Annotated in this window: 21 protein-coding genes; 13 read left to right on the top strand and 8 right to left on the bottom strand. The window is 68.9% G+C overall.

Going from position 1 to position 21917, the window contains the following annotated elements:
• Positions 1-58: 58 nt before the first annotated feature.
• Both DAT37_RS04640 and DAT37_RS04635 read right to left on the bottom strand, forming a co-directional pair.
• Complete coding sequence (locus tag DAT37_RS04640; protein WP_109523434.1) at positions 59-544, bottom strand: hypothetical protein; 486 nt, start codon at positions 542-544, stop codon at positions 59-61.
• Entirely contained in the window at positions 541-1623 is a 1083-nt protein-coding gene (locus DAT37_RS04635; RefSeq protein ID WP_109523433.1) for a DNA polymerase III subunit beta family protein, read from the bottom strand. Before DAT37_RS04635 ends, DAT37_RS04640 begins: the two co-directional genes overlap by 4 nt.
• Before the next feature lie 145 nt (positions 1624-1768).
• On the opposite strand from DAT37_RS04635, the gene DAT37_RS04630 reads away from it, so the two are divergent.
• Positions 1769-2260, top strand: coding sequence for a methylated-DNA--[protein]-cysteine S-methyltransferase (locus tag DAT37_RS04630; RefSeq protein WP_408637364.1), 492 nt, complete (start codon positions 1769-1771; stop codon positions 2258-2260).
• Positions 2261-2320: 60 nt separating this feature from the next.
• Here DAT37_RS04630 and DAT37_RS04625 read toward each other — a convergent pair whose 3' ends face one another.
• Positions 2321-3229 (bottom strand): cation diffusion facilitator family transporter, encoded by a 909-nt coding sequence (locus DAT37_RS04625; RefSeq protein ID WP_232839517.1) that lies wholly within the window; start codon positions 3227-3229, stop codon positions 2321-2323.
• A gap of 420 nt (positions 3230-3649) precedes the next feature.
• Here DAT37_RS04625 and DAT37_RS04620 point away from each other — a divergent pair, with 420 nt between their 5' ends.
• From DAT37_RS04620 to DAT37_RS04605, 3 genes are all read left to right on the top strand, one after another.
• On the top strand, positions 3650-4459 hold the full coding sequence (locus tag DAT37_RS04620; RefSeq protein WP_109523430.1) for an SAM-dependent methyltransferase: 810 nt from the start codon (positions 3650-3652) through the stop codon (positions 4457-4459).
• Positions 4460-4483: 24 nt separating this feature from the next.
• Positions 4484-5782 (top strand): sensor domain-containing diguanylate cyclase, encoded by a 1299-nt coding sequence (locus tag DAT37_RS04615; RefSeq protein ID WP_109523429.1) that lies wholly within the window; start codon positions 4484-4486, stop codon positions 5780-5782.
• Positions 5783-6039: 257 nt separating this feature from the next.
• Positions 6040-6540, top strand: a complete 501-nt coding sequence (locus DAT37_RS04605) for a CGNR zinc finger domain-containing protein (RefSeq protein ID WP_109523427.1) — start codon at positions 6040-6042, stop codon at positions 6538-6540.
• A gap of 13 nt (positions 6541-6553) precedes the next feature.
• On the opposite strand, the gene DAT37_RS04600 is transcribed toward DAT37_RS04605, so the two are convergent.
• A complete protein-coding gene (locus tag DAT37_RS04600) occupies positions 6554-6982 on the bottom strand; it encodes a hypothetical protein (protein WP_157978277.1) in 429 nt (142 codons plus the stop codon).
• Positions 6983-7616: 634 nt separating this feature from the next.
• Between DAT37_RS04600 and DAT37_RS04595 the strand changes: the two genes are divergently transcribed.
• From DAT37_RS04595 to DAT37_RS04580, 4 genes are all read left to right on the top strand, one after another.
• Positions 7617-8930, top strand: coding sequence for a hypothetical protein (locus DAT37_RS04595; RefSeq protein WP_109523425.1), 1314 nt, complete (start codon positions 7617-7619; stop codon positions 8928-8930).
• A gap of 67 nt (positions 8931-8997) precedes the next feature.
• On the top strand, positions 8998-9348 hold the full coding sequence (locus DAT37_RS04590) for a hypothetical protein (protein ID WP_232839516.1): 351 nt from the start codon (positions 8998-9000) through the stop codon (positions 9346-9348).
• Positions 9349-9407: 59 nt separating this feature from the next.
• Positions 9408-10247, top strand: coding sequence for a DUF72 domain-containing protein (locus tag DAT37_RS04585; RefSeq protein WP_109523423.1), 840 nt, complete (start codon positions 9408-9410; stop codon positions 10245-10247).
• A 121-nt stretch (positions 10248-10368) separates the two neighbouring features.
• Positions 10369-10884: a nucleoside deaminase gene (locus DAT37_RS04580; RefSeq protein WP_109523422.1), complete on the top strand. Its 516-nt coding sequence runs from the start codon at positions 10369-10371 to the stop codon at positions 10882-10884.
• 12 nt (positions 10885-10896) lie between these two features.
• Here the strand turns inward: DAT37_RS04580 and DAT37_RS04575 are convergent, their stop codons facing one another.
• Complete coding sequence (locus DAT37_RS04575; RefSeq protein ID WP_109523421.1) at positions 10897-12441, bottom strand: acyl-CoA synthetase; 1545 nt, start codon at positions 12439-12441, stop codon at positions 10897-10899.
• Between the two features lie 358 nt (positions 12442-12799).
• Here DAT37_RS04575 and DAT37_RS04570 point away from each other — a divergent pair, with 358 nt between their 5' ends.
• Positions 12800-13990, top strand: a complete 1191-nt coding sequence (locus DAT37_RS04570; protein WP_109523420.1) for a TetR/AcrR family transcriptional regulator — start codon at positions 12800-12802, stop codon at positions 13988-13990.
• A gap of 6 nt (positions 13991-13996) precedes the next feature.
• On the opposite strand, the gene DAT37_RS04565 is transcribed toward DAT37_RS04570, so the two are convergent.
• On the bottom strand, positions 13997-15514 hold the full coding sequence (locus DAT37_RS04565; protein ID WP_109523419.1) for an aldehyde dehydrogenase family protein: 1518 nt from the start codon (positions 15512-15514) through the stop codon (positions 13997-13999).
• Position 15515: 1 nt separating this feature from the next.
• Positions 15516-17132, bottom strand: a complete 1617-nt coding sequence (locus DAT37_RS04560; protein ID WP_109523418.1) for a GMC family oxidoreductase — start codon at positions 17130-17132, stop codon at positions 15516-15518.
• A gap of 147 nt (positions 17133-17279) precedes the next feature.
• Between DAT37_RS04560 and DAT37_RS04555 the strand changes: the two genes are divergently transcribed.
• Entirely contained in the window at positions 17280-18302 is a 1023-nt protein-coding gene (locus DAT37_RS04555) for an AraC family transcriptional regulator (RefSeq protein WP_109523417.1), read from the top strand.
• Between the two features lie 4 nt (positions 18303-18306).
• Here the strand turns inward: DAT37_RS04555 and DAT37_RS04550 are convergent, their stop codons facing one another.
• Complete coding sequence (locus DAT37_RS04550; protein ID WP_157978276.1) at positions 18307-18687, bottom strand: hypothetical protein; 381 nt, start codon at positions 18685-18687, stop codon at positions 18307-18309.
• A gap of 515 nt (positions 18688-19202) precedes the next feature.
• On the opposite strand from DAT37_RS04550, the gene DAT37_RS04545 reads away from it, so the two are divergent.
• The 3 genes from DAT37_RS04545 (at position 19203) to DAT37_RS04535 (ending at position 21916) form a co-directional block, all read left to right on the top strand.
• Positions 19203-19859, top strand: a complete 657-nt coding sequence (locus DAT37_RS04545) for a GAP family protein (RefSeq protein ID WP_109523510.1) — start codon at positions 19203-19205, stop codon at positions 19857-19859.
• A gap of 69 nt (positions 19860-19928) precedes the next feature.
• Positions 19929-21158 (top strand): M14 family zinc carboxypeptidase, encoded by a 1230-nt coding sequence (locus DAT37_RS04540; RefSeq protein WP_109523415.1) that lies wholly within the window; start codon positions 19929-19931, stop codon positions 21156-21158.
• 68 nt (positions 21159-21226) lie between these two features.
• Positions 21227-21916, top strand: coding sequence for a hypothetical protein (locus DAT37_RS04535; RefSeq protein WP_109523414.1), 690 nt, complete (start codon positions 21227-21229; stop codon positions 21914-21916).
• The last annotated feature ends 1 nt before the right edge of the window (position 21917 follow it).

Raw genomic sequence — 21917 nt, 5'->3', positions numbered from 1 at the left:
GCCAACTGCGCGAATGACTTTTCGCGGTCGCCGCTACCGCACCAGCGAGGGGACCGCGCTATGGCGCGGTGGCGCGCACGGTCGTGTCGCGCGCGACGATCGCCGCCGCGACCTCGTCCACCGCGGTGCGGATCATCGCCCCGTAGCCGTCGTCGGCGAGGGCGTGCAGGTGGGTGCGGGCCGCGTCGATCTCGCGCCGCGCGGCGTCGAAGGAGCCGAGGCGGCGATAGTTGTCGGCCAGGTTCAGGTGCAGCGACGGGTAGAAACCGCGGACGTCGAGGTTCGGATCATGGTGTCGCGCACGCTCGTCGGTGAGCGCGTGCGCGGCGTCGACGGCCCGGATATCCCAGGCCAGCGCCTGCGCCGCGTCGTCCTGGAGATCGGCGAGATAGTGCGCGAGGGTGCACCGGTGCAGCGGATCGCCGGACGGGCCGAGCGATATCCAGATCTCGCCGAGCGCGGCACGGGCCGCCTCGCGTTGTCCGGTGCGGCCGAGCGTGACGGCCTCGGTGATGGCGTTCATGGTGGTGTCGGTGGATGTCAACGGTCGTCCTCTGTTTCGGTGGGAGCGGGCAGGGCCCGTGGCATGACGAGGGTGGTCAGATCGCCGTCGGTCGCCGAGCGGATGACGACGGGCTGATCGGGGGCGGCGAGGTCGAGCATGATGTCGGGGCCGAGCGCGGTTTCGACAGCCGGTCGCAGCGTCGCCGCCGTGAACGCGATATCGACGCGCGGACCGGTTCCCGACGCCGGAATATCGTGCGCCGTTCCATCCGGTGTCGACACCGTCAGAGTCGTCTCGGACGTCGCGCAGATCAGCGGATCGGCGGCGGTGTCGAGCACGCCGAGCAGGGCGGCTCGGTCCACGAGGATCCTGGTCGTCACCGGGGCGAGGTCGGCCAGCATCGCGCGGTAGTCGGGAAAGTTCTCCTCGATGGTCGCGCATCGTTGTTCGGTGTCATCGCCGCGCAGGATCAATGCCCGGTCGGCGCGCGACACGGCGACCTCGTCGACGCGCCGCAGCCAGTTGTCGAGCCGGGCCAGCTCCGACGCCGCGACCACCGCCGACCAGCAGTCGCCGCCGTGCCGGTCGGGAACCAGGCTCCTGCTGGACAACCGGTAGCGGTCGGTCGCGGTGAGCGTCACCGCGTTCGGGGACACCTCGAGGAAAACGCCCGTGAGCACGGGGATGGCATCCTCGCGTGCGGCCGCACCCGCCACCTGCGCGATCGCGTGGGCCAGCGTCGGTCCGGACAGCGGCACCGCGCCGGACCGGTCCGATCCGAGAATCCGCTGTACCGCGTCGGCCACCCGCGCCGCCTCCCGTGCCCGCTCGGCGAGTTCGCGGACATGGTCGTCGAGCAGACGTTTCGCCTCGCGCGGATCACCCGCCAGGATCGCGGCGATCGCGTCGAGCGGCACGCCGACCCCGCGCAACCGGCGGATCAGCGCGGCCCGTTCGGTCTGACCGCGCGCGTAGTAGCGGTACCCGGTCGTCGCGTCGACGTGGGCGGGAACCAACAGGCCGCCGTCGTCGTAGAAGCGCAGCGCGCTCGCCGTCAGCCCGCTGGCCCGCGCCATCGCACCGATGGTGATCAACTCGTTCGCCGCGCCGTCCGTCATCGCCCCAGCATGGGCCTTCAGGTAACTCGAAGGTCAAGTCGGCGCGTCGCGGGCGGATCGTCATGTCTTTTTCCCGCCGGTTCTTCCTTGTCGCCTACGGCAGATTGGGAGGAACACACGCGAGCGGAAGGAGAAGGCCGTGACCATGTACGCGACGGTCGACAGCCCACTGGGCGAATTACTGCTGGTAGGCGCGCCGTCCACGCGCGGCCCCGCGCTCACCTCGTTGACGATGGCCGGACAGCGTGGCGAAACGCGACCGCGCGCGGACTGGGTCGAGGACCGCCCGGCCTTCGCCGATATCGCCGCACAGCTGCACGCGTACTTCACCGGTGCCGCCACCGCGTTCGACATCGAACGCGGCGCTGGCGGAAGCGAATTCCAGCGACGGGTCTGGTCGGTGCTCGACACCATCCCGTACGGAACCACGGTCACCTACGGCGAGGTCACCACCCGCGCGGGTATGCCGCGCGAACGAGTACGCGCGGTCGCGTCCGCGATCGGGGCCAACCCGGTCTCGATAATCCGGCCCTGCCATCGAGTGATCGGCGCGAACGGATCGCTCACCGGCTACGCGGGTGGGTTGGCGCGCAAGCAGCGCCTGCTCGAGATGGAGGGAGTGCTTCTGGCGACGTGAGGTGGGGCACGGATCTGCCCGTCGCCGGTAACCCGGCGGTTGTGCCCGGCGGAGTCACCCTCAGGCGCGGTGCACCGGACCGTGCGCGTCCACGCAGTGCCCTTCGGCGTACGGCCGGTCCACATCTCCCACGTGATCGACCTGCAAGGTGGTGTGCGCCAAGCCGAATTCGCTGTCGAGTGCGCGTTCGATGGTCGATCGCACGGCGTGGCAGTCCGCGCCGTCGGTCACCAGGATGTGGGCCGACAGGGAGGGCTGGCCGGAGGTGATCAGCCAGACGTGCAGGTCGTGGACCTCGACGACATCCTCGATGCCGACGACGCGGGCGCCGATATCGTCCGGGTTGAGGTGGGCGGGCGCGGCTTCGAGGAAGATGCGACCCGATTCGCGCACCAGCGACCAGCCCGCCTTCACCATGAGGGCGGCGACGACGAGCGCGGCGATGGCGTCGGCGCGGGGATAACCGGCCAGCCACACCACGGTACCCGCGATGGCGGTGCCGATGAACGCGTAGAGATCGTTGAGGATGTGCTGGAAAGCGCCTTCGACATTGAGGCTGGTCCGGTTGGCACGGCTGATACTCCACGCGGCGGCGATATTGACGGCGATGCCGACGAGCGCGGTCGCGAGCACCAACGGGCCCTCGACGTCGGGCGGATCGATCAGCCTGGATACGCCCTCGTAGACGAACCAGCCCGCGAGCAACAGCAGGGTGATGCCGTTCGCCTGGGCGGACAGGATCTCGGCGCGTTTGAACCCGTAGGTGTACTGGCCCCGCGCGGGGCGCTTGGCGAGCCGGATGGCGATGAGCGCGAGCACGATCGACGCGGCGTCGGTGAGCATGTGCGCGGCGTCGGAGATCAGCGCGAGGGAATCGGCGATGACCCCGACGACCACTTCGGCGGCCATGAAGCTGACGATGAGCGCCAGGGCGATCGAGAGCCAGCGCGGATCGGAATCGGCGGACACGCCGTGATCGTGACCGTGTCCCTCGCCGTGGCTGTGATCATGGCCGTGGCCCTGATCACGGGCGTGCTGCTCGACAGCGGGCCCGGCGGTCCGCGCCGGAGCTGTTCCGGCGGACTGATCCGGCGACACGCACTGATCTCCCATGATCCTGTGCCCTCTCGTTACGCGTTGACTTCGGACAGCCTAACCGATTGTGCAGACATGCGCATGTCTGCATCTTATCGGCCGAATCGAATACGCCCCGGACCCGTTGGTTTGACCGGCTGACCGCTGCCCAAACGTGATCAAGTGCGATGCACCGGGATTCATCGTCGCGATTAGTATTCGGACAGCACCATCCGGCTGGTCGGTTCGCCGCACGGCCGCGATGGTGCTGGTCGGCCGTACGGGCGGCCGCAGCGGCTAGGCAGAGGGGTTCGGATGGACAGGCCTGCGTGGGCACCGGAGGGCGTGGATATGCAGCGCGTGAGTCCGGCGCGAATGTATGACGCGCTACTCGGCGGCTCCCACAACTTCGAGGTCGACCGCATGGCCGCCGAGAGCGGAAAACAGTTGGTCCCGGACCTACCTCGGCTGGCACTGAGCAATCGGGCGTTTCTGCGCCGCGCGGTGCGATTCCTCGCCGACGCGGGGATCACGCAGTTCCTCGACATCGGTTCCGGGATTCCCACCGCGGGCAACGTGCACGAGATCGCGCAGGGGATCAACCCCGACATCACCGTGCTCTACGTCGATATCGACCCCGTCGCGGTCGCGCACTCGAAGGCGATCCTGGACACGAACGCACTGGCGGGCGCGATCGAGGCGGATCTGCGCAAGCCGGACGAACTGCTCACGGCGGTCGACGAAACCGGGCTGATCGACTTCGACCAGCCGGTCGGTGTGCTGCTGATCGCGGTCCTGCATCTGCTCTCCGACGAGGATCTTCCGGTCGAGAAGGTCGGACGGTTGCGCGAGGCGGTCGTGCCGGGCAGTTACGTGGCGATCTCGCATCTGACCTCCGAACAGCGACCGGAGGACGCCGCCCTGCTCGGCGCGAATACCGCGTCGGGAAGCAAGATCGGCATCCACTTCCGGCCGCGCGCCGGTATCGAGGCCATGTTCGCGGGCTGGGATCCGATCGAGCCGGGGGTGGTCGAACTCCCGCTCTGGCGACCCGAATCCGAGCGCGACCGCCACGAGGCCCCGGGACGCTCGCTCGGCCTCGCCGGCGTCGGCCGGAAAGGCTGACCGCGGCAGCGGCAGGGGTTGACAGTGGGTCTGAACGAAGTGGCAATCCGCTGGGCGGACGCGCTCGACGGCGTGGTGGCTCCTACGCTCACCAGGACCCAGATCGAAGATCTGCTGGCCGAACAGGGGGAAGCCCTGATCAGCGCGGTGCGCGGCACCGCGGATCTGCGGGTCGCCCACAGCGCCGCCTCGGCCCTCGTCGCGGCGAACTACCGCGACCCCATCGCGGTCGGACGGTCGGTGCTGGTGATCTGCCGCGACATGGTCGACGCCGTCTGCCCCGACCGCTCCGATCCTGGCTATCCCACGGTGCGCAATCGTTCGGTGCTGGTGGCGGCCGAATTCGCCACCGGTTTCACCGGGGCCCTGCGCTCGGCTGCGCTGGGCGAGCAGGAGCGGACGCTGAGCGCGGTGCTCGCCGCGGCGCAGGAGGCCGAGGCGCGGCGTCAGCTCTCCGAGGCCAGATTCCAGGCGGTTTTCGCCGGGGCGTCGGTCGGCATCGGCATCCTCAACATCCGGGGCGAAGTGCTCGACGTCAACGCGGCCTTCGGTGAGATGCTCGGCATTCCCGCCGAGGTCATGCCGGGGCGTTCGGTGGCCGAACTGCTCGGGCCCGCCAATATCGGACACGCCTTCGCGCAATTGCAGCGCATGCTCGCGGGCGAGACCGAGCGTTTCCGGATGGAGACCGAGCATCGCAGGCCCGACGGCGCGCTCGCCTATATCGACCTGTCGATGTCGGCGGTTCGCGATCGGACCGGCGATATCCAATTCCTGACCGGTGTCGCCGTCGATGTCACCGAACGCAAACAACTCGCCGACCGGCTGTGGCACGACGCCAATCACGACAGTCTCACCGGTCTGCCGAATCGGGTGCAGTTCTTCGATCGACTGGCGGGCGCGACACCGCCGCTCGGCGTCTGCTACCTGGATCTCGACGGGTTCAAGGCGGTCAACGACGAATGGGGTCATACCGTCGGTGACCGGGTACTGCGCGATGTCGCCCAGCGACTGCGCGCCGCCGTCGAATCGATGGGCGGGCTGGCGGCGCGGGTGGGTGGCGACGAGTTCATCGTGCTCGTGGAGAACTGCGACAGCGAGGAGTATCTGTCCTCGGTCGCCGCGCGACTGCACCGCACGCTCGCCGCGCCGCTGGACGTCGCGGGTTATCCGGTCGTGGTCGGCGCGAGTATCGGCACGGTTTTCGTCGAGGACCGGCCCACCGCGGTCGACGCGCTGATGCACGCGGTCGACACGGCCATGTACCGGAACAAACCGGGCGCGGCGGGCCGTTCCTCGCGCCGCCCCCGCCACGCGATCTGACCGAAGCGCTCGATCCGGCGAACACCGTCGGCGACTGCTCGGGTCACCGTGTCCGCGCCGTATCCGGCCTCGCCGGGTCCTCGGCGAACGCACTCGCTCCCGCCGTCGCGATCACATGCCCGGATTCGCTGATCAGCCACTGTCCGCACACGCATCTCGCGTACTGCACGCGACCGTGCGAGGACAGGGGAGCGGGGGAGGGCCAGGCGCACGCGGGGCAGGTAGCGATCACGGGACCAGCCTGATGTAATGGCTCAATGCATTTCAACCCTTACGGCGGCGCGGCGGCGGAACTGGCGGTGCTGCTGGTCAACGCGGAACCCGAACGCGATCTCGCCGACTTGCTCCGCGACGCCGGGTACAAACCGGTCGGGACACTCGACGCGGACCAGGTCGCCGAGTTGCGCGGGTGGATCGTGCGGCTCGACGCGGTCTTCACCGCTCCCGGCGTCGACGTGCTGAACGAATTACTGGCCGCGACGGCGGGTGTCCCGTACATCTCCACCCACGACGGCCGCGCGCCGCATCTGCACTACGCGCGCGAGGACGCGCCGACCGACGAACGGGTCAAGGCATACACGGCGGCGGGGCTGGCGACGCTGTTCTGCGAGGATCCCGCCCGTATCGGGCGCTGCGCGAGGCCGGACTGCGCATTCGTCTTCGTCGACACCTCGCGCAACGGCCGCCGCCGGTTCTGCTCGACGCGCTGTTCCACGCGCGTGCACGTGGCCGAACACCGGACCAGGCGCGGCGCCTGACCTTGTGCCGACCTCAGTTCAGGTAGCCGGGGCCGTGCCCGCGGAAATGCGGATGTTCATCGGCGACGGTCCAACGGCCGTAGGTGGTCTGGCCGGTGTCGTCGTCGCGTCGGATGGGGCTGACCCAGGTGCGGCGCGGGACCTGTCCGCCGCTGCGGGGGCCGCCGCGCGCCATCAGGGGTACCTCCCTGGCGACGAGGTAGTAGTCACCGTCGTCGGGCCGGGTCTCCGGCAGGTATTCGCAGAGTTGTTCGGCGGCGTCCCCGAGATCGGCCGCTGCGACGACGCCGTGCCGTGGCGCGAGATCGTCACCCTCGACGACCACCGCGGAGACGGTCCACATGCGATTGGGCGGCAGGCGGCTCGCCGGTGCGTCGGGGACGGGGAGGTCGCGATGATCGGCCGTGCTCCCGCTGTCGGACCCGTGCGAACCCTCGATCATCCTGTGCCTCCGGTGACGGTCTCCGGTCGGCACGGTGTCGGCTGTGCTGCTGCGATAGTGAATCCCCTTGCCTCCCAACTTTTTCCGGTAGCCGAGTGCGCTGTTCCCGGCTACGAAATCCCGCATGTGTCGTGTCGATTATTTGATAGGAGATCCGACCTGTAAATGAGTGTAGCGTCCCGAGTTCGGGTGCGGGCCGATCGTCTACCGAAAGACGTTCGCCGACATCGCAATTCGCTTCGCTTCGGAAATGTCTCGGGCGCCGTCGGTTTCGCGGTGTCGATGCTCGTGAGGGTGGGTCCGGTGCTGGAATCCCGATGCCCACCGTCGATGGATCGCCCGCGACGGCGCCATCGCGTATTCGATGCGAGTCCGCGTCCACGACATCCCCCGTGTGATAGCTGTGAGTGTGCTGATCGATATTCGCATAGCCGTTTCCGTGGGTGAACGGTGCCTCCGATCGCGTGCGCTCTCGCGGGGTGTGGGATGCCCGCGCGCGACGATTCGCATGGCGGAACCCGCGTGGGTCCGACCGTCGGGCGGGGGCGCGACGCCGAGTGGTCTCCATGATGAAAATAGCCGTTTTGCTGCGTAAACCTTATGTCGTCCGCCGCTGGTCCGATAAGTTGAGAAGGTGCGTAGCGCCGCAAGGCTGACCGAGGTGATCACCGCATTCGTGTGCGCCGTGATCGGTGGAATGGCGCTCACGACACCGATCTCGCTGTCGTGGGCGCGTGGCGCGGCGACACTCGAGATGGAGTTGCTGGCGACCAGTCTCCCGCGTGCCGTCGCCGTCGGCTGTCTGGTCGCCGTGGTCGTCACGGTGTTCACGAGCACCACCGAATCGCTGCTGGTCCCGTGGGTGGCGACGCTGTCCGGGATGGCGGTGCTGCTCGCCAATCACATACTCGGGCGCAGGTTTTCCGAGATGATCCCGCTCACCACCCTGAATTTCATCGATTCGCTCGCGGGCGGGCTGGTGCTCGGCGGAGCCGCGGCCGCCGTGGCGGTACGCCTGTCGATGACGCTGGCGTTCATCCTCGGCGCGCTCACCAGCGTCATCGCCGGCGGTCTGACGATGTCACCCGTCGACGACGCCGGTGGCGAGAAGTTCGCGCCCATCGCCTGGTGGATCATCGCCTCGCCGTCACTGTGGTTCATCTGGCCGGGCGCCCTGCTCGTCCTCTGGTGCGCGCGACGGTTCCGCTCGGCCCGCAGATACCTCACCATCCGCGTCGAATTGCCGATGCGGCCGATCCTGGCCGCCGCCATCGCGGTCAGCGTGCCGGTCGTCATGTCCGAATGGTTGGTGACCAGCGGTTACGACACCCCGGACCTCGTGCTGGTTTCGGTGCTGGTCGTGGTGAAGGCGTTCGTGGTCGGTTGGTTGCTGCCCGGCCGCGACGGCGTGTTGATCCAACTCTGCTCGGCGACCTCCGCGATCGGCGGCGCCATCGTGCTGATTCCGCTGGCCGAATGGCTGGTGCCGCTGCTCATCGCCAGTATGGCGCTCGGATTGTGGTGCGGAATGGCACGGCCGTCTCCGGTCGCGGCGATGGCCGGGCTGTTGGCGCTGTCGATATTCGTCGCGGTCGCCGCGGGTCCGCATACGTCGGTGCCGGGCGCGGCGATCGTCGGGACGCTCGTTCTCTCGCTGCTGACCGGATACAGCTTCGGCGCGGCGCTGCCCGGCCAGAGTTCGAGCGTGATGCTCAGCATCGCGGTCCTGTTCGTTCCCGGCGTCGTGATCGCGATGCGCGGCCGGATCTTCACCACCGACCCCGGGGTGGTGATGGACAATTCGGTGCCGGGGCTCGCGGCGATACTGATCACCGTCGGCGCCGCGTGCGGTCTACTCCTGCTGCGCCGTCGTCCGCTCGCCGACGTCGACCCCGTGACCTTCCCCGCGCCCGCCGCGGCGGGCGGCGCGGGCGGTGACGAGGTGTGAGGTCCGCTCGCGATGGGCCACGACCCGTGCCAGTATCGGAGAGCTACTTCGACATCGAGGGGGATCTGTGGCATTGCGCCAGCTCATGGAACAGTTCGACAGGGACGGCGGTACGCGGGTGTTCGGTGAGCCGTACGAGACCGAAGACGGGACGACGATCGTCACCGTCTCGCGGATCCGCGCGAAACGAAAAGCGGAGGGCGCGGTTCACCAGACCGCGACCCCCGTCGGCGTCTTCGTCGTCCACGACGGCGAGGTGACGTGGAAATCCGCCGACGACGGCACCCGTATCGCACTGTTCGGTGAATTGATCGGTCTGGTCAGTGCCGTGCTGATGCTGGTGGTGTTCCTGCGCCGTCCGCCGTGGCCGGATCTGTCGGCCCGCGTCATGACGGTGATCGGAAAGCCGCACCGGTAGCCCGTGCGCCGATGATCGCCCGGTAGAGGCGCGGATTCGCGGTGCGCTAGTTTCGCTGTATGCGGCTTCACGTGGGATGCGCGATGTGGCGCCACGCCGCCTGGCAGGAGGGGCAGTTGCCCGCCGCCGAGGCATTGCGCGTCTACGCGGGTTCGTGCAACGCGGTCGAGGGGAACACCACCTTCTACGCGACGCCGTCGCGGCGGACTGTGGAATCGTGGGCGGCGCAGACGGATCCGGATTTTCGTTTCGTGGTGAAACTGCCCAAGCCGATCACCCACGAACGCAGACTCGTCGAGATCGACGCCGAATTGCGCGCGTTCCTCGACGCGATGATACCGCTGGGTCCGAGGGTGCACGCGTGGTGGGTTCAGCTGCCCGGCTCGTTCGGCCCGAACGACCTCGGGGCGCTGGCCGGATTCCTGCGCCGCCTGCCGTCGTCGTGCCGGACGGCCGTCGAGGTGCGCCATCCGGCGTTCTTCGAGGACCGGCGCGTCGCCGAACAGTTGGAGCGGGTGCTGGGCCGGGTCGACGCGGAATGGGTCACCTTCGACACCACCGTGCTCTTCGACGGACTGCCTGTCGGCGCGGCCGAGCAGGAGGCCTGGTCGAAGAAGCCGAGGGTGCCGCGCCGCACCCGCGCGCTCACCGAATTCCCGATAGTGCGCTACCACGGACGAAACGACCCCGATCGCACGGTCGCCGGATGGGAACCGTGGCTGGACGTCGTGACCGCCTGGCTGCGTGAGGGTAGATCGCCGACGGTTTTCGTGCACACCCCCGACAACGCGAGTTCACTGCCGTTGGCCCGCCGGTTCCACGACGCGGTCCGAGCGCGCCTGCCGGAACTGGAACCACTGCCGGAACCGATCCCGACCGAACCGATGACGCTGTTCTGAACCGCCGCCGCTCGTTCCCGAGGACGCGAGTCGGTCGAACGGTCGGGCCGGATTCCATCGGGCTACTGTCGAACTGTTCAGTCGGCACGTCATCGAATGCGACCGGGAACGGAGTGGTGCGATGGAATCCGGACGGGGTACGGCGACCGAACTCACCGAGTCCGATCTGCGGCATCTGCGCCGCTGCGTCGAACTCGCGGCCGAGGCGGTGGACGCGGGCGATCACCCGTTCGGGTCGGTGCTCGTCGCCGCCGACGGCATCGTGCTGGCCGAGGATCGCAATCGCGTGGTGAGCGCGAACGATCCGCTGCGCCACCCCGAGATCGAGCTGGCCCGCTGGGCGCGTGACCATCTCGGCGCGGCGGAGCGGGCCGCCGCCACCGTCTACACCTCCGGCGAGCACTGCCCGATGTGTTCGACCGCGCACGCGCTGGTCGGTCTCGGGCGCATCGTCTACGCCGGTTCCTCCGCACAGCTCGCGGACTGGCTCGCGGACACGGAGGCACCTCGGGCCGCTTTCCACGCGCTGCCGATCACCGTTGTCGCACCGGGAATTCCGGTGCTCGGCCCGGTGCCGGAGTTCGCCGAGACCCTGCGCGAACTGCACCGGCGGTCGGCGGCGGGCCGTTCGGCCTGACCGGTAGCGACGTCAGTGCACCTGGCGGTCGGCGTCACCCCAATACTGTTTGCGCAGTTCGCGTTTGAGGATCTTGCCCGCACCCGACACCGGCAGCGTCTCGGCCAGTTCGATGGTGCGCGGGGCCTTGTATCCCGCGATGAGCCCCTTGGCGTATTCGCGGATCTCCTCGACGGTCACCGTGGTGCCGGGAACGCAGACGATCACCGCGTGCACCCGCTCGCCCCATTCCTGGTCCGGCACGCCGATCACCGCGCACGCGGCGACATTCGGATGCGCGGCCACGGCGTTCTCCACCTCGGCGGAGTAGACGTTCTCGCCGCCGCTGACGATCATGTCCTTGATCCGGTCGACCACGAAGACATAGCCCTGCTCGTCCATGTAGCCGCCGTCGCCGGTGTGCATCCAGCCGTCGCGGATGGCGGCCGCGGTCTCCTCCGGCCGGTTCCAGTAGCCGAGCATGACGTGATCGCCGCGCACCGCGATCTGGCCGACCTCGCCGCGCGCGACCTCGTTGCCCTCGGGATCGACGATGCGGACCTCGGCGTGCGGGGCCGAGCGTCCGGCCGAGCGCAGCAGGCCGTCGCGGTGGTCGTCGGGTCCGAGCAGCGTCGCGACCGGCGCCAGTTCGGTCATGCCGTAGGCCTGGGTGAACCGGGCGTTCGGGAAGACCTTCATCGCGCGTTCCAACACCGCCTGCGCGATCGGGGACGCGCCGTACATGATCTGTTCCACGCTCGACAGATCGTGTTCGGTGATCTCGGGGTGGTCGACCAGCATCTGGATCATCACCGGCACCAGCAGCGAACCGGTGATGCGGTGGGCGGCGATCACCTTCATGGTGGCGACCGGATCGAAGGCGGGGATCATCACGTGGGTGCCGCCGAGCGCGGTCTGCGCGATCCAGCCCGCGAGATCGGCGAGGTGGAACATGGGCGCCGCGTGCAGGTACCGGCCGTCGGGGCCGAACAGATAGCCGGTGGCGATCGAACCGAGGGTCGACGCGAACAGGTTCGCGTGACTGAGCATGACGCCCTTGGGGAATCCGGTGGTGCCGCCGGTGTAGAAGAGTCCGGCCAGGCGGTCGCCGCCGCGTCGCGCGTCCTCGATCGGCTCGGATTCGGCCACCAGCGCCTCGTAGGACAGGGTGCCTTCCGGCGTCGGCCCGTCGCCGCAGTGGATCACGGCGGTCAGCCCCTCGTGGGCGGCGCGGATGGCGGGCAGCATCGGCGCGAAGGCGTCATCGATGAACAGCACGCTGGTGCCGGAATCCTGGAAGCTGTAGGTGATCTCGGCCGGACTCCACCGGATGTTCACCGGATTGAGTACCGCGTCGGCCCACGGCACGGCGAGCAGGTATTCGCTGTAGCGGTCGGAGTTCAGGGCCAGGATCGCGACCCGGTCGCCTTCCCGGACGCCGAGCCCGCGCAATCCGCCCGCCAGTCGCGCCACCCGATCGGCCGCCTGCCGGAAGGTCGTCGACCGCTCGCCGTAGATCGTCATGATGCCGTCGGGATTCTGTTGCACGGCGCGGTGCAGGCCCTGGGTGAGGTACATCGGCGAATTCCTTCGTGTCGTGACGTAGCGCGGTGTGACGGATCGCGGGCTGCGGCCGGTCGTGCCGTCGCCGCTGAAGTGAACGGTCCATAGTGTAACAGCGGTCACTAGATCGTTGGCGAGTACGTACTTCGCCACGCTTTCCACGAGATCAAGTCAATATATGCCTTCGCTTTATCCGAGTTGGCACCTCATCGACCCTTAAGTGAATATGTAATAGTCATTGTTGATAAGAACGGCGCGGCGGGGCGCGAAGGGGTCTCGGCGCGATACGGCCGAGGCGCGCTGGAACTCGTCCGTGGTACGACCTCGACATCTGGAATGATCGCTCGCTGCCGGGCGAGGATCGGAGGAGGAGATGGCGAGCACGGAAAGCCGGGCCACACGTGGCCCGGCACGCGGGACCCGCCCGGCGAACAGAAGGCAGCTGATCGTGCGCGCCGCCGAGGACCTGTTCTACCGCAAGGGCTATGCCAAGGTCGGGATGGGCGAAGTGGCCGAGGCGGTGGCGATCGGGCCGTCGGCGCTGTACCGGCATTTCCGCGGCAAACAGGATCTGCTCGTCACCGTCGTCGATGACGCGATGCGCACATTGGAGCAGGTGCTGGCCGAGGCCACCCCCGACGACGTCGCCGAACGTCTGGCCGCGGTGTCGCTGGAACACCGCAGGGTCGGCGTGCTGTGGCAGCGCGAGGCCCGCCACCTGCCCGCGGAGCAGCGAGCCGAACTGCGCGAGGTCACCAAACGCATCGGCGCGCGGTTGACGGTGCTGATCCGCCTGCGCAGACCGGGACTCGGCGGCGCGGAGGCGGGGCTGCTGCCCTGGTGCGCGCTGGCGACCGCCACGAGCGTCTCGTTCCACAGTCTCTCGCTGCCGGAACCGGGATTCGCCGCCGTCCTCGCGGATCTGGTCACCCGGGTCGTCGACGCCCCGATCACCCTGCCCGCCCCGCCGTCGGAAGCCGGCGCGGTCGGGGCGGCCGCGGGCCTGCCCACACAGTCGCGGCGCGAGGTGATCCTGGCCGAGGCCACCAGGCTGTTCGCCCGGGACGGATTCGCGGGGGTGAGCATGGACGATATCGGCGCGAGCGTCGGAATCGCGGGCCCGAGCCTGTACAACCATTTCGCCGCGAAGTCCGACATCCTCGCCGCCGTCATGTACCGGGGCGACGAATGGCTGCGGATGGAGATGAACCGGGTCTTCGCCCGCGCCGCCGACGCCCGCGACGGCCTGCACCGCCTGATCGACAGCTACAGCGGATTCGTCCTGGAGAACCCGGATCTGATCCAACTGCTGGTGTCGGAGACCGCGCACCTGCCCGACGCCGATCGCCAGCGCGCCCGATCCACCCAGTACACCTACATCGATGAATGGGTGCACCTCGCCGTCCAGGTGCACCCGGACTGGGATCCGCTGACCACCCGCATCCGGGTGCAGGCCGCGCAGACCACGATGAACGACATCGCGCTCATCCCCAGCCTGCGCACCCGCGCCGGTGTCGACGCGGCGCTGCACGATGTCAGCGCCGCGTTGCTCGAACTCCGGTAGCCCCGCTCAGCCGCGCCCGTGCAGCAGGGTGGCGAGGGTGGTGAGGTTCTTGTCGTTGGCCGCGGTGCGCGCGAAACTGGTCAGATTCATCAGACCGGGCATCCGCCTGCTGGCAACCGCCTTGGCGTAGGTGAACTCGCGCAGCCCGTCCGGACCGTGGATGCGGCCGAAACCGGATTCGCCGATCCCGCCGAAGGGCAGCGAGGGGATGGCGGCGAAGGCGATGACGGAATTGACCGCCGTCATCCCGGATCGGATGCGCCGGGCGAGTTCCTTACCGCGCTTCTTGGAGAAGACGGTCGCCCCGAGTCCGTACCGGGAATCGTTCGCCAACCGCACCGCCTCGTCCATATTCGCGACCCTGGCGATGGTGAGGGTGGGGCCGAAGGTCTCGTCGGTATTGGCCAGCGAATCGCTCGGCACGTCGACCAGGACCGTCGGCTGCACGAACCGCTCGCCCACCGCGCCGAGGCCGCCGATGATCGCGCGTCCGCCGCGTTGGAGCGCGTCGGCGATATGGCGGCGGACCACATCGGGCTGGCTCGGCATGGTCATCGGTCCGATCTTGGCGGCCGCGTCCGAGCCCGCCCGCAGCGGTTCGACCAATTCCGTGACCTTGTCGAGGAATTCGTCGTAGACCCGCTCGTGCACGTAGACCCGCTCGACACCGACGCAGGTCTGCCCGGCGTTCGCCATCCCGCCCCAGACCGCGGCGTCGGCGGCCTTGGCGATATCGGCGTCGGCGTCGACGAGCAGGGCGTCCTTGCCGCCGCCCTCGATCACCACGGGGGTGAGGGTGTCGGCGCAGGCGTGCATGATCTTGCGGCCGGTGGCGGGCGACCCGGTGAACGCGAGTTTGTCCACCCCGGAACGACACAGCGCCTCGCCGGTCGCGCCGAATCCGGTGATCAGTTGCAGCACCGGCTTTTCCGGAACCACCTGGGCGAAGGCGTCGACCAGCCACGCGCCGACGCCGGGGGTGTACTCGCTCGGTTTGAAGACCACCGCGTTGCCCGCGGCCAGCGCGTAGGTGATGGAACCGAGCGGGGTGAACACCGGATAGTTCCACGGTCCGATCACGCCGACGACACCCATCGGCCGGTACTCCACCGACGCCGAGTGATCCGACATCACCAGTCCGGTCGAGACCCGCTTGCGGCCGAGTACCTTCGGCGCGTGTTTGGCCGCCCAGGAGATGTGGTCGAGGACCAGCGCGACCTCGAGTGCCGCGTCCGAATGCGGTTTACCCGTCTCGGCGTGCACCACGTCGGCCAGTTGATTGATGCGCCGGGTGATGACACCGGCCCAGGCGCGCAACCGTTTTCCGCGTTCGGCGAAGCCGAGCCCGGCCCACCAGTCCGCCGCGTCCCGCGCCGCGGCGACGGTCGCGTTCACCCGCTCGGCGTCATCGATCGGGTAGGTGCCGACGACGTCGCCGGTGGCCGGGTCGAGGGATTCGAAGGTGGCGACCGCGGTGGTGGGCACCGAGGTTTCCGGTGCTGAGGTTTCCGGTGCTGAGGTCATGTCACTTCTCCTCGGGGTGTCGGTGCAGGGCGGTACGGCCGAGGATCAGGTCGGCGGCCTTCTCCGCGATCATGATGGTGGGCGCGTTGGTGTTGCCCCGGGGAATCGCGGGCATCACCGAGGCGTCCACGACGCGCAGACCGTCGAACCCGTTGACCCGCAGCGCGGTATCGACCACCGACTGCTCGCCGCTGCCCATCGCGCAGGTGCTGACCGGGTGGTACAGCGTCTGGGCGGTGGCGCGGATGTGGTCGGCCAGATCGTCGTCTGTGACGCCCGCGATCCGGTTCGGCATGAAGGGCCGGTCCAGGTATTTGCCGATCGCGCTCGCCTGGGAGATCTCGATGACGCGCCGCGCTCCCGCGATGGTCGCGCGCATATCGATCGGATCGGAGAAGTAGCCGGGATCCATCTCCGGTTTCCACGCCGGATCCGCCGACCGCAGCCGCAGCCTGCCCCGGCTCGCGACGTCGACGAGGGTGACACCCGCGGTGAACATGGGTGCGATCGGCTCACGGAAACCGTTGTCGTAGAAACCGGTCGGCGCGATATGGATCTGGATGTCGGGCGCGGCGAGGTCGTCGCGTGAGGTGAAGAACCCGCCGCCCTCGCCGACGTTGGAGGTCAGCGGCCCTCGGCCGGTCACCTGCCACTGCACCAGACGTCCCGGGTTGACGTAGTCCGACAGGTCGGAGGTGCCCTTGGTGTACCAGAGCATCGGGACCACCGGATGGTCGTGCAGGTTCTCGCCGACGCCGGGCAGGTCCGCGGCCACCTCGATGCCGAACTCGCGCAGGTGCGCGGCCGGTCCGATACCCGAGAGCATCAGCAGCTGAGGCGAATTGATCGCGCCGCCGGACAGGATGACCTCGCGTGCGGCGTTGGCGGTGTGCTCGACGCCGTCGCGCCGGTAGGTCACACCCGTCGCCGTGGTGCCGCGCAACAGCACCTTCGTCACGAGGCAGTCGGTGCGCACCGTCAGATTCGGGCGGTCGAGCGCGGGGCGTAGATATCCGTCGGCGGTGGACCAGCGGCGACCGTTCTTACAGGTGACCTGGTACCGGCCCACACCCTCCTGCGTCGCGCCGTTGAAATCGTCGTTCGGCTTGAGTCCGGAGGCGACGGCGCCCTGCACCCAGGCATCGGTGAGCTCGTGGGTGTAGCGCCGGTCCTCGACGTGCAGCGGGCCCTGCGCGCCGTGGAAGTCGTCATCGAAACGGGTGTTGGATTCCGAGCGCCGGAAGTAGGGCAGGACATCGTCGTAACCCCAGCCGGTCGCGCCGTGCCGGTCGCGCCAGCCGTCGTAGTCGGCGCGGTTGCCGCGGATGTAGATCATGGCGTTCATCGACGAGCAGCCGCCGAGCGCCTTCATCCTGGGCCAGAACGCCGTGCGGCCGTCCATGTGCTTCTGCTCGGTGGTCTGGTAGTTCCAGTCCCACTTGGTCTTGAACAGGCTGGAGAAGGCCGCGGGGATGTGGATCTCGTCCGCGTCGTCCGCACCGCCCGCCTCGAGCAGCAGCACCGATACCTCGGCCCGCGCGCTCAGCCGATCGGCCAGCACGCAGCCCGCGCTTCCGGCGCCCACGATCACGTAGTCGAAGCAGTCCTGTTCCGGCACCCGCGCCTCCTCCTCGATTCGGCGTGACCTGCGTCACGTCCTATTACTCAATGTACGACCGTGCGGTGCGGGATCCCAGGATGGGAGCGGACAGAAATTTGATAGATTAGGCCACGAGTTCGGTTCGGCAGGAGGGAGCGCGCGACCGTGTCGACGACCACCCGCAGGGCGCCGAGCGTGCGGCTGCTGGTCGATTTCGCGGCCGAGCACGGTGTGCCCGCCGAGGTGTGCCTGAAGCGGGCCGGACTGAGCGTGGCACGGCTGGCCGAGGTCGATCCGGTCGTGTCGTCGGAACAGGAATCGGCGGTGATCGCGGCCCTCGTCGCGGCGCTGGGCGACCGGCCGGGTCTCGGCATCGCCGCCGGTGTCCGCTACCACGTCACCACCCACGGCATCTGGGGATACGCGCTGATCAGCAGCCGGACCCTGCGCGACGCGATCACCCTCGGACTGCGCTACCTCGACCTGTCGTTCTCCTTCTGCGCCATCACCGCGCACGAGGAGGGCTCGGTGATGACCCTGGTCGTCGACCCGGAATCCGTGCCCGAGCCGGTGCGCCGTTTCGTCGCCGAACGCGATCTGGGCATCATCGGTTCGCTGCATCGCGAACTGGTCGGCCCGAGCGCGCGGACGCGCGGCGCGGAACTGGCCTATCCGGCCCCCGACGCGGGGCACTGCCAGGCCATCCGCCGCGCGCTCGGGCTCGCCCCGCGCTACGACACCGGCCGCTATGCCTACTCCTTCGATATGGCCCGCATCGATGATCCGCTCCCGCTGGCCGAACCGCATACCGCGGCCATGGCCGAACAGCAGTGTCGCGCGCTGCTGGAACGCCGGGTCGTCACCGGCGTCTCCGGGCAGGTTCGCAATCTGCTGCTCGGCAATCCCACGCGGCCCCCTACCGGGGACCAGGTGGCCGCGTCGCTGTTCATGACCCCGCGCACGCTGCGCCGTCGCCTCATCGAGGAGGGGTCCTCCTATCGGGCGATCCTGGACGACGTGCGCCGAGGCGTCGCCGAACAACTGCTCGACGAGACGAATCTGTCGGTGGCCGAGATCTCCGAACGGCTCGGCTACGCGGAGACGGCGGCCTTCACCCACGCGTTCCGGCGCTGGACGGGCGCGCCGCCGCGCGCCCATCGCGGGCAGCGGGTCGCCCGGGGCGCGTGAGCGTTCAGTCCCGCGGGTCGGACGCGGCGGGCGCTTCCAGGCACGCCGCCACCACCTCGAGCAACATCGTGAGCGGCGGCAACGGTTCGTCGGGCCGAGGCGAGCGCAGCCAGTACCGTTCCTCCCGGGTGATGGGCCCGAGGCCGGTCGGCAGGATGACATTGGCCCGGTACGGGCCGGTGTCGACGCCGTAGCGCAGCAGCGTCTCGACCATGTCGGGCTCGGTGACCCGGTCGTAGTGGGTGAGGAAGGTGTAGCGCGCGGGGTTGGGCCGGGCCAGCACGGGTCCGTAGAGATGACGTTCGGGCATCAGCGCGACCACCCGGTCACCGATCTCGCCGGGCGTATTCACCGCGGTGACCTCGTCGCTCAGCGGAAGGATCACGAAACCCGGTGTCGTGGAATGCGTTCCGGGTAGACCGCAGGATACGTACATTTGGGCCCACTGCTCCGGCGTCCTCGCCTCCGCGATCATTGCGGTCTCACCTATCCGCTCGCTCGTCCAGCTCTGTTCGCCGCAAGCCCGCGGGAGGTCGCGTGCCCATCGCGACTTCCCCGTAGATACCCACCCGGCCCTCCGGTGGATATCTACCTCCTCGTGCGCACCTGCGTCGTCGTCGCACGCCGGGTTCGGCGTGGGACGACAATATAGCGTTCCCGTCGCCGGGCCGACAGCGATAACCTCGCGGTGGTCGGATGGACGCCGCGAATTCACCGGGCCCGTGTGCCGCCGTCATCCGGTGACCACCGGGCCGCCGTGTCTCATCCGCAACGTGTGAGGACGGTGCCCGACCCGCGCCCCTACCGTCGATGCCAGTCCGTGGCGACACGGTCGGCCCGCACCCTCCGTGCCGACAGCACGGCGCGGATGCCGGAGCCGGAGCCCAAGGAGTGGCGATGATCCTCGATGTGATCGGCGATGTGCTCGCACTGGCGATCGGTGTCGCGATCTCGCCGATCCCGATCATCGCCGCGATCCTCATGCTGTTGTCCACGAACGCGGGCGCGAGCAGTATCGGATTCGGCATCGGCTGGGTCGTCGGCATCGTCGCGGTCACCGGCGTCGTGATGCTGCTGTCGGGATCGATCCACACCGAGAACGCCGAATCGTCGACGGCGGTGTCGACCACCAAGATCGTGGTGGGGGCGCTGCTCGTCCTGCTCGCCGGACGGCAGTGGCAGACCCGCTCGGACACCTCGGTGCCCAAGTGGATGCAGGCCATCGATCAGCTGACGATGCCGAGGGCCGCCGCCCTCGGTGTGGCGCTGGCCGCGGTCAACCCCAAGAATCTGCTGCTCTGCCTCTCCGCGGGCATCACCATCGGCACCGGTGGCCTCGGCGGCGGGCAGGAGGTGGTGGTGCTGCTCGTGTTCACGGCGATCGCCGCGATCTCGGTCCTGGTTCCCGTCTTCGGCTACCTGGTGGCCGCCGACCGGATGAGCGGCGCTCTCGCCACCCTCAAGAATTGGCTGCTCGCCAACAATCACGCGGTGATGGCGACATTGCTGCTGGTCATGGGTGCGGTGGTGATCGGCAAGGGGCTGCGCGGATTGTGAGCGGATTGTGAACAGCCCCAGCCCTTCTCGCGACCGGGTAACGTGGTGTTCACACGAGGGAGGTCGGCGATGACGCTGCCGCGGGCGGTGATCGCCGTGGTCTCGGCCTTGATGCTGGTCGCGACAGCCTCGGGCAGCGCGGCGGCCAGGGAACCGGTCCGGCCGCTGATGTGCGCGGGGACCGGTTGCGCGACATACGGTCCGACCTATTACGGCGGTTACCGGACCGCCACCGACATGCTGCGCCACGTCGACGCCGTCGGCGCCGCCTACCCCGGCATCGCCACGGTGCACGACATCGGCGAATCCTGGTCGGCGAGCCAGGGGCGCGGCGGTCACCGGTTGCGCGCGATCTGTCTCACCGGTGTCGAACCGGGCGTCACCGGCGCGGTCGCGGCGGTGGCGAAATCCGGTCTCGGGGTCTTCCGGCCCGAGGGCTGCGCGATGTCGACGGCGGGCCGCAAACCGAGATTCCTGCTGATCGCCCAGATCCACGCCAGGGAGATCGTGACCGGCGAATTGGCCTGGCGCTGGATCGATTACCTGGCCGACGGCTACGGCATCGATCCGGTGGCGACCGAGATCCTGGACCACAACGAGATCTGGGTGGTGCCCGTCGCCAATCCCGACGGTGTCGACGTGGTGTCCTCGGGCGGCGACGATCCGAGATATCAGCGCAAGAATGTCGATTTCGCGCCGGATTCGTGCCGCGACGACACCGGCGAGGTCCGCTACTACCGGCAGGGCGTCGATCTGGAGCGGAATTTCACCGCGCGCTGGGGCGAGCCCGGCTCGGGCGCGGATCCCTGCGACGAGAACTATCGCGGACCGGCTCCGGCCTCCGAACCGGAGACCGCGGCGCTCGAGGGGCTGATGTCGCGGATCTTCGCCGACCAGCGGGCGGGTTCGGCCGAGGTCGAGGTTCCCGATTCCGCCTCCGGCCTGGTCATCGACCTGCACGCGTTCGGCGACTACCTGCTGATTCCGACGCAGACGGCCCCCGAGGACGCCCGGCAATTGCGGCGGCTGACCCAACGCCTCGCACCGCCCGGCTATCGGGGCGGCACCTCGGCGGAAACGGTCGGCTACGAGGTCTCCGGCACCAGTTCGGACCAGGCCTACGCCGCGCTCGGGGTCGCGGCGCTGGTGGTGGAGGTCGGCCCGCGCGGTGACGAACCGTGTCACGGCTTCCTGCCGGAGTACTCCTGCGTGGATTCGCTGTTCTGGCCGACGCTGCTACCGAGCTTCGTCGAGGCCGCCCGCGCGGCGCGTGCCCCGTATTCGGACAGCGGCCGTTGACCCGTCGTCGTCGCGCGTCCTACGCTGCGCGGACAAACTGAAACGTGTTATAGATCGAGGGTGGTCCCGTGGCTTCGGCAAAGTTCGTCTTCGCACTCTGGGGCGCCCGCGACCCGCTGGGCCCGGCCCTGACCGAAGCCTGTCGCGCGGCGGGCGCGCGCGGACTCCAGGTGAATGTGGCCGACGCGGCGGTGGCGTCGGCGATATTGCGCCTGAGCACCTTCGAGCGTCCGATCGAGGCCGTCGTCTGCCTCCTGCTGCCCGACGACGGTGACCGGGACGCGATGATCGCGGCCGTCCGCGCGTCGGCGGATCGGTGCGCGGGCTGGCTGGTCGAGGAACGCGTTCCCCTCGAACCACCGGCGACCGAACCGGGGGAGCGGACACCGGGTCTGGCCAATATCGCCTTCCTGCGCCGTCCCGCCGATCAGCCCTACGACGAATGGCTGGAATGCTGGCAGGTCCGCCACACCCGGGTCGCCATCGAGACCCAGGCCACCGTCGGATACGTGCAGAACCGTGTCATCGAACCCGTGACGCCCGACGACGGGGTCGGCGCAAGGATCGGCGAGGTCGCGGCCATCGTCGAGGAACAGTTCCCGATCGAAGCCCTCACCGATCCGCACGCGTTCTACGGCACCGGCGGCGACACGGCCGAACTGACCGAGCGCGTCGGGCGCATGATGGACAGTGTCGCGACCTTCGGCGCCGACCGCGATCTCGACGTGGTGCCGACCAGCCGTCACCGCCTGTTCTGAC

The sequence above is a fragment of the Nocardia aurea genome (assembly GCF_003123685.1).
GTDB lineage: Bacteria > Actinomycetota > Actinomycetes > Mycobacteriales > Mycobacteriaceae > Nocardia > Nocardia aurea.
This window is presented reverse-complemented; position numbering and strand designations above follow the sequence as displayed.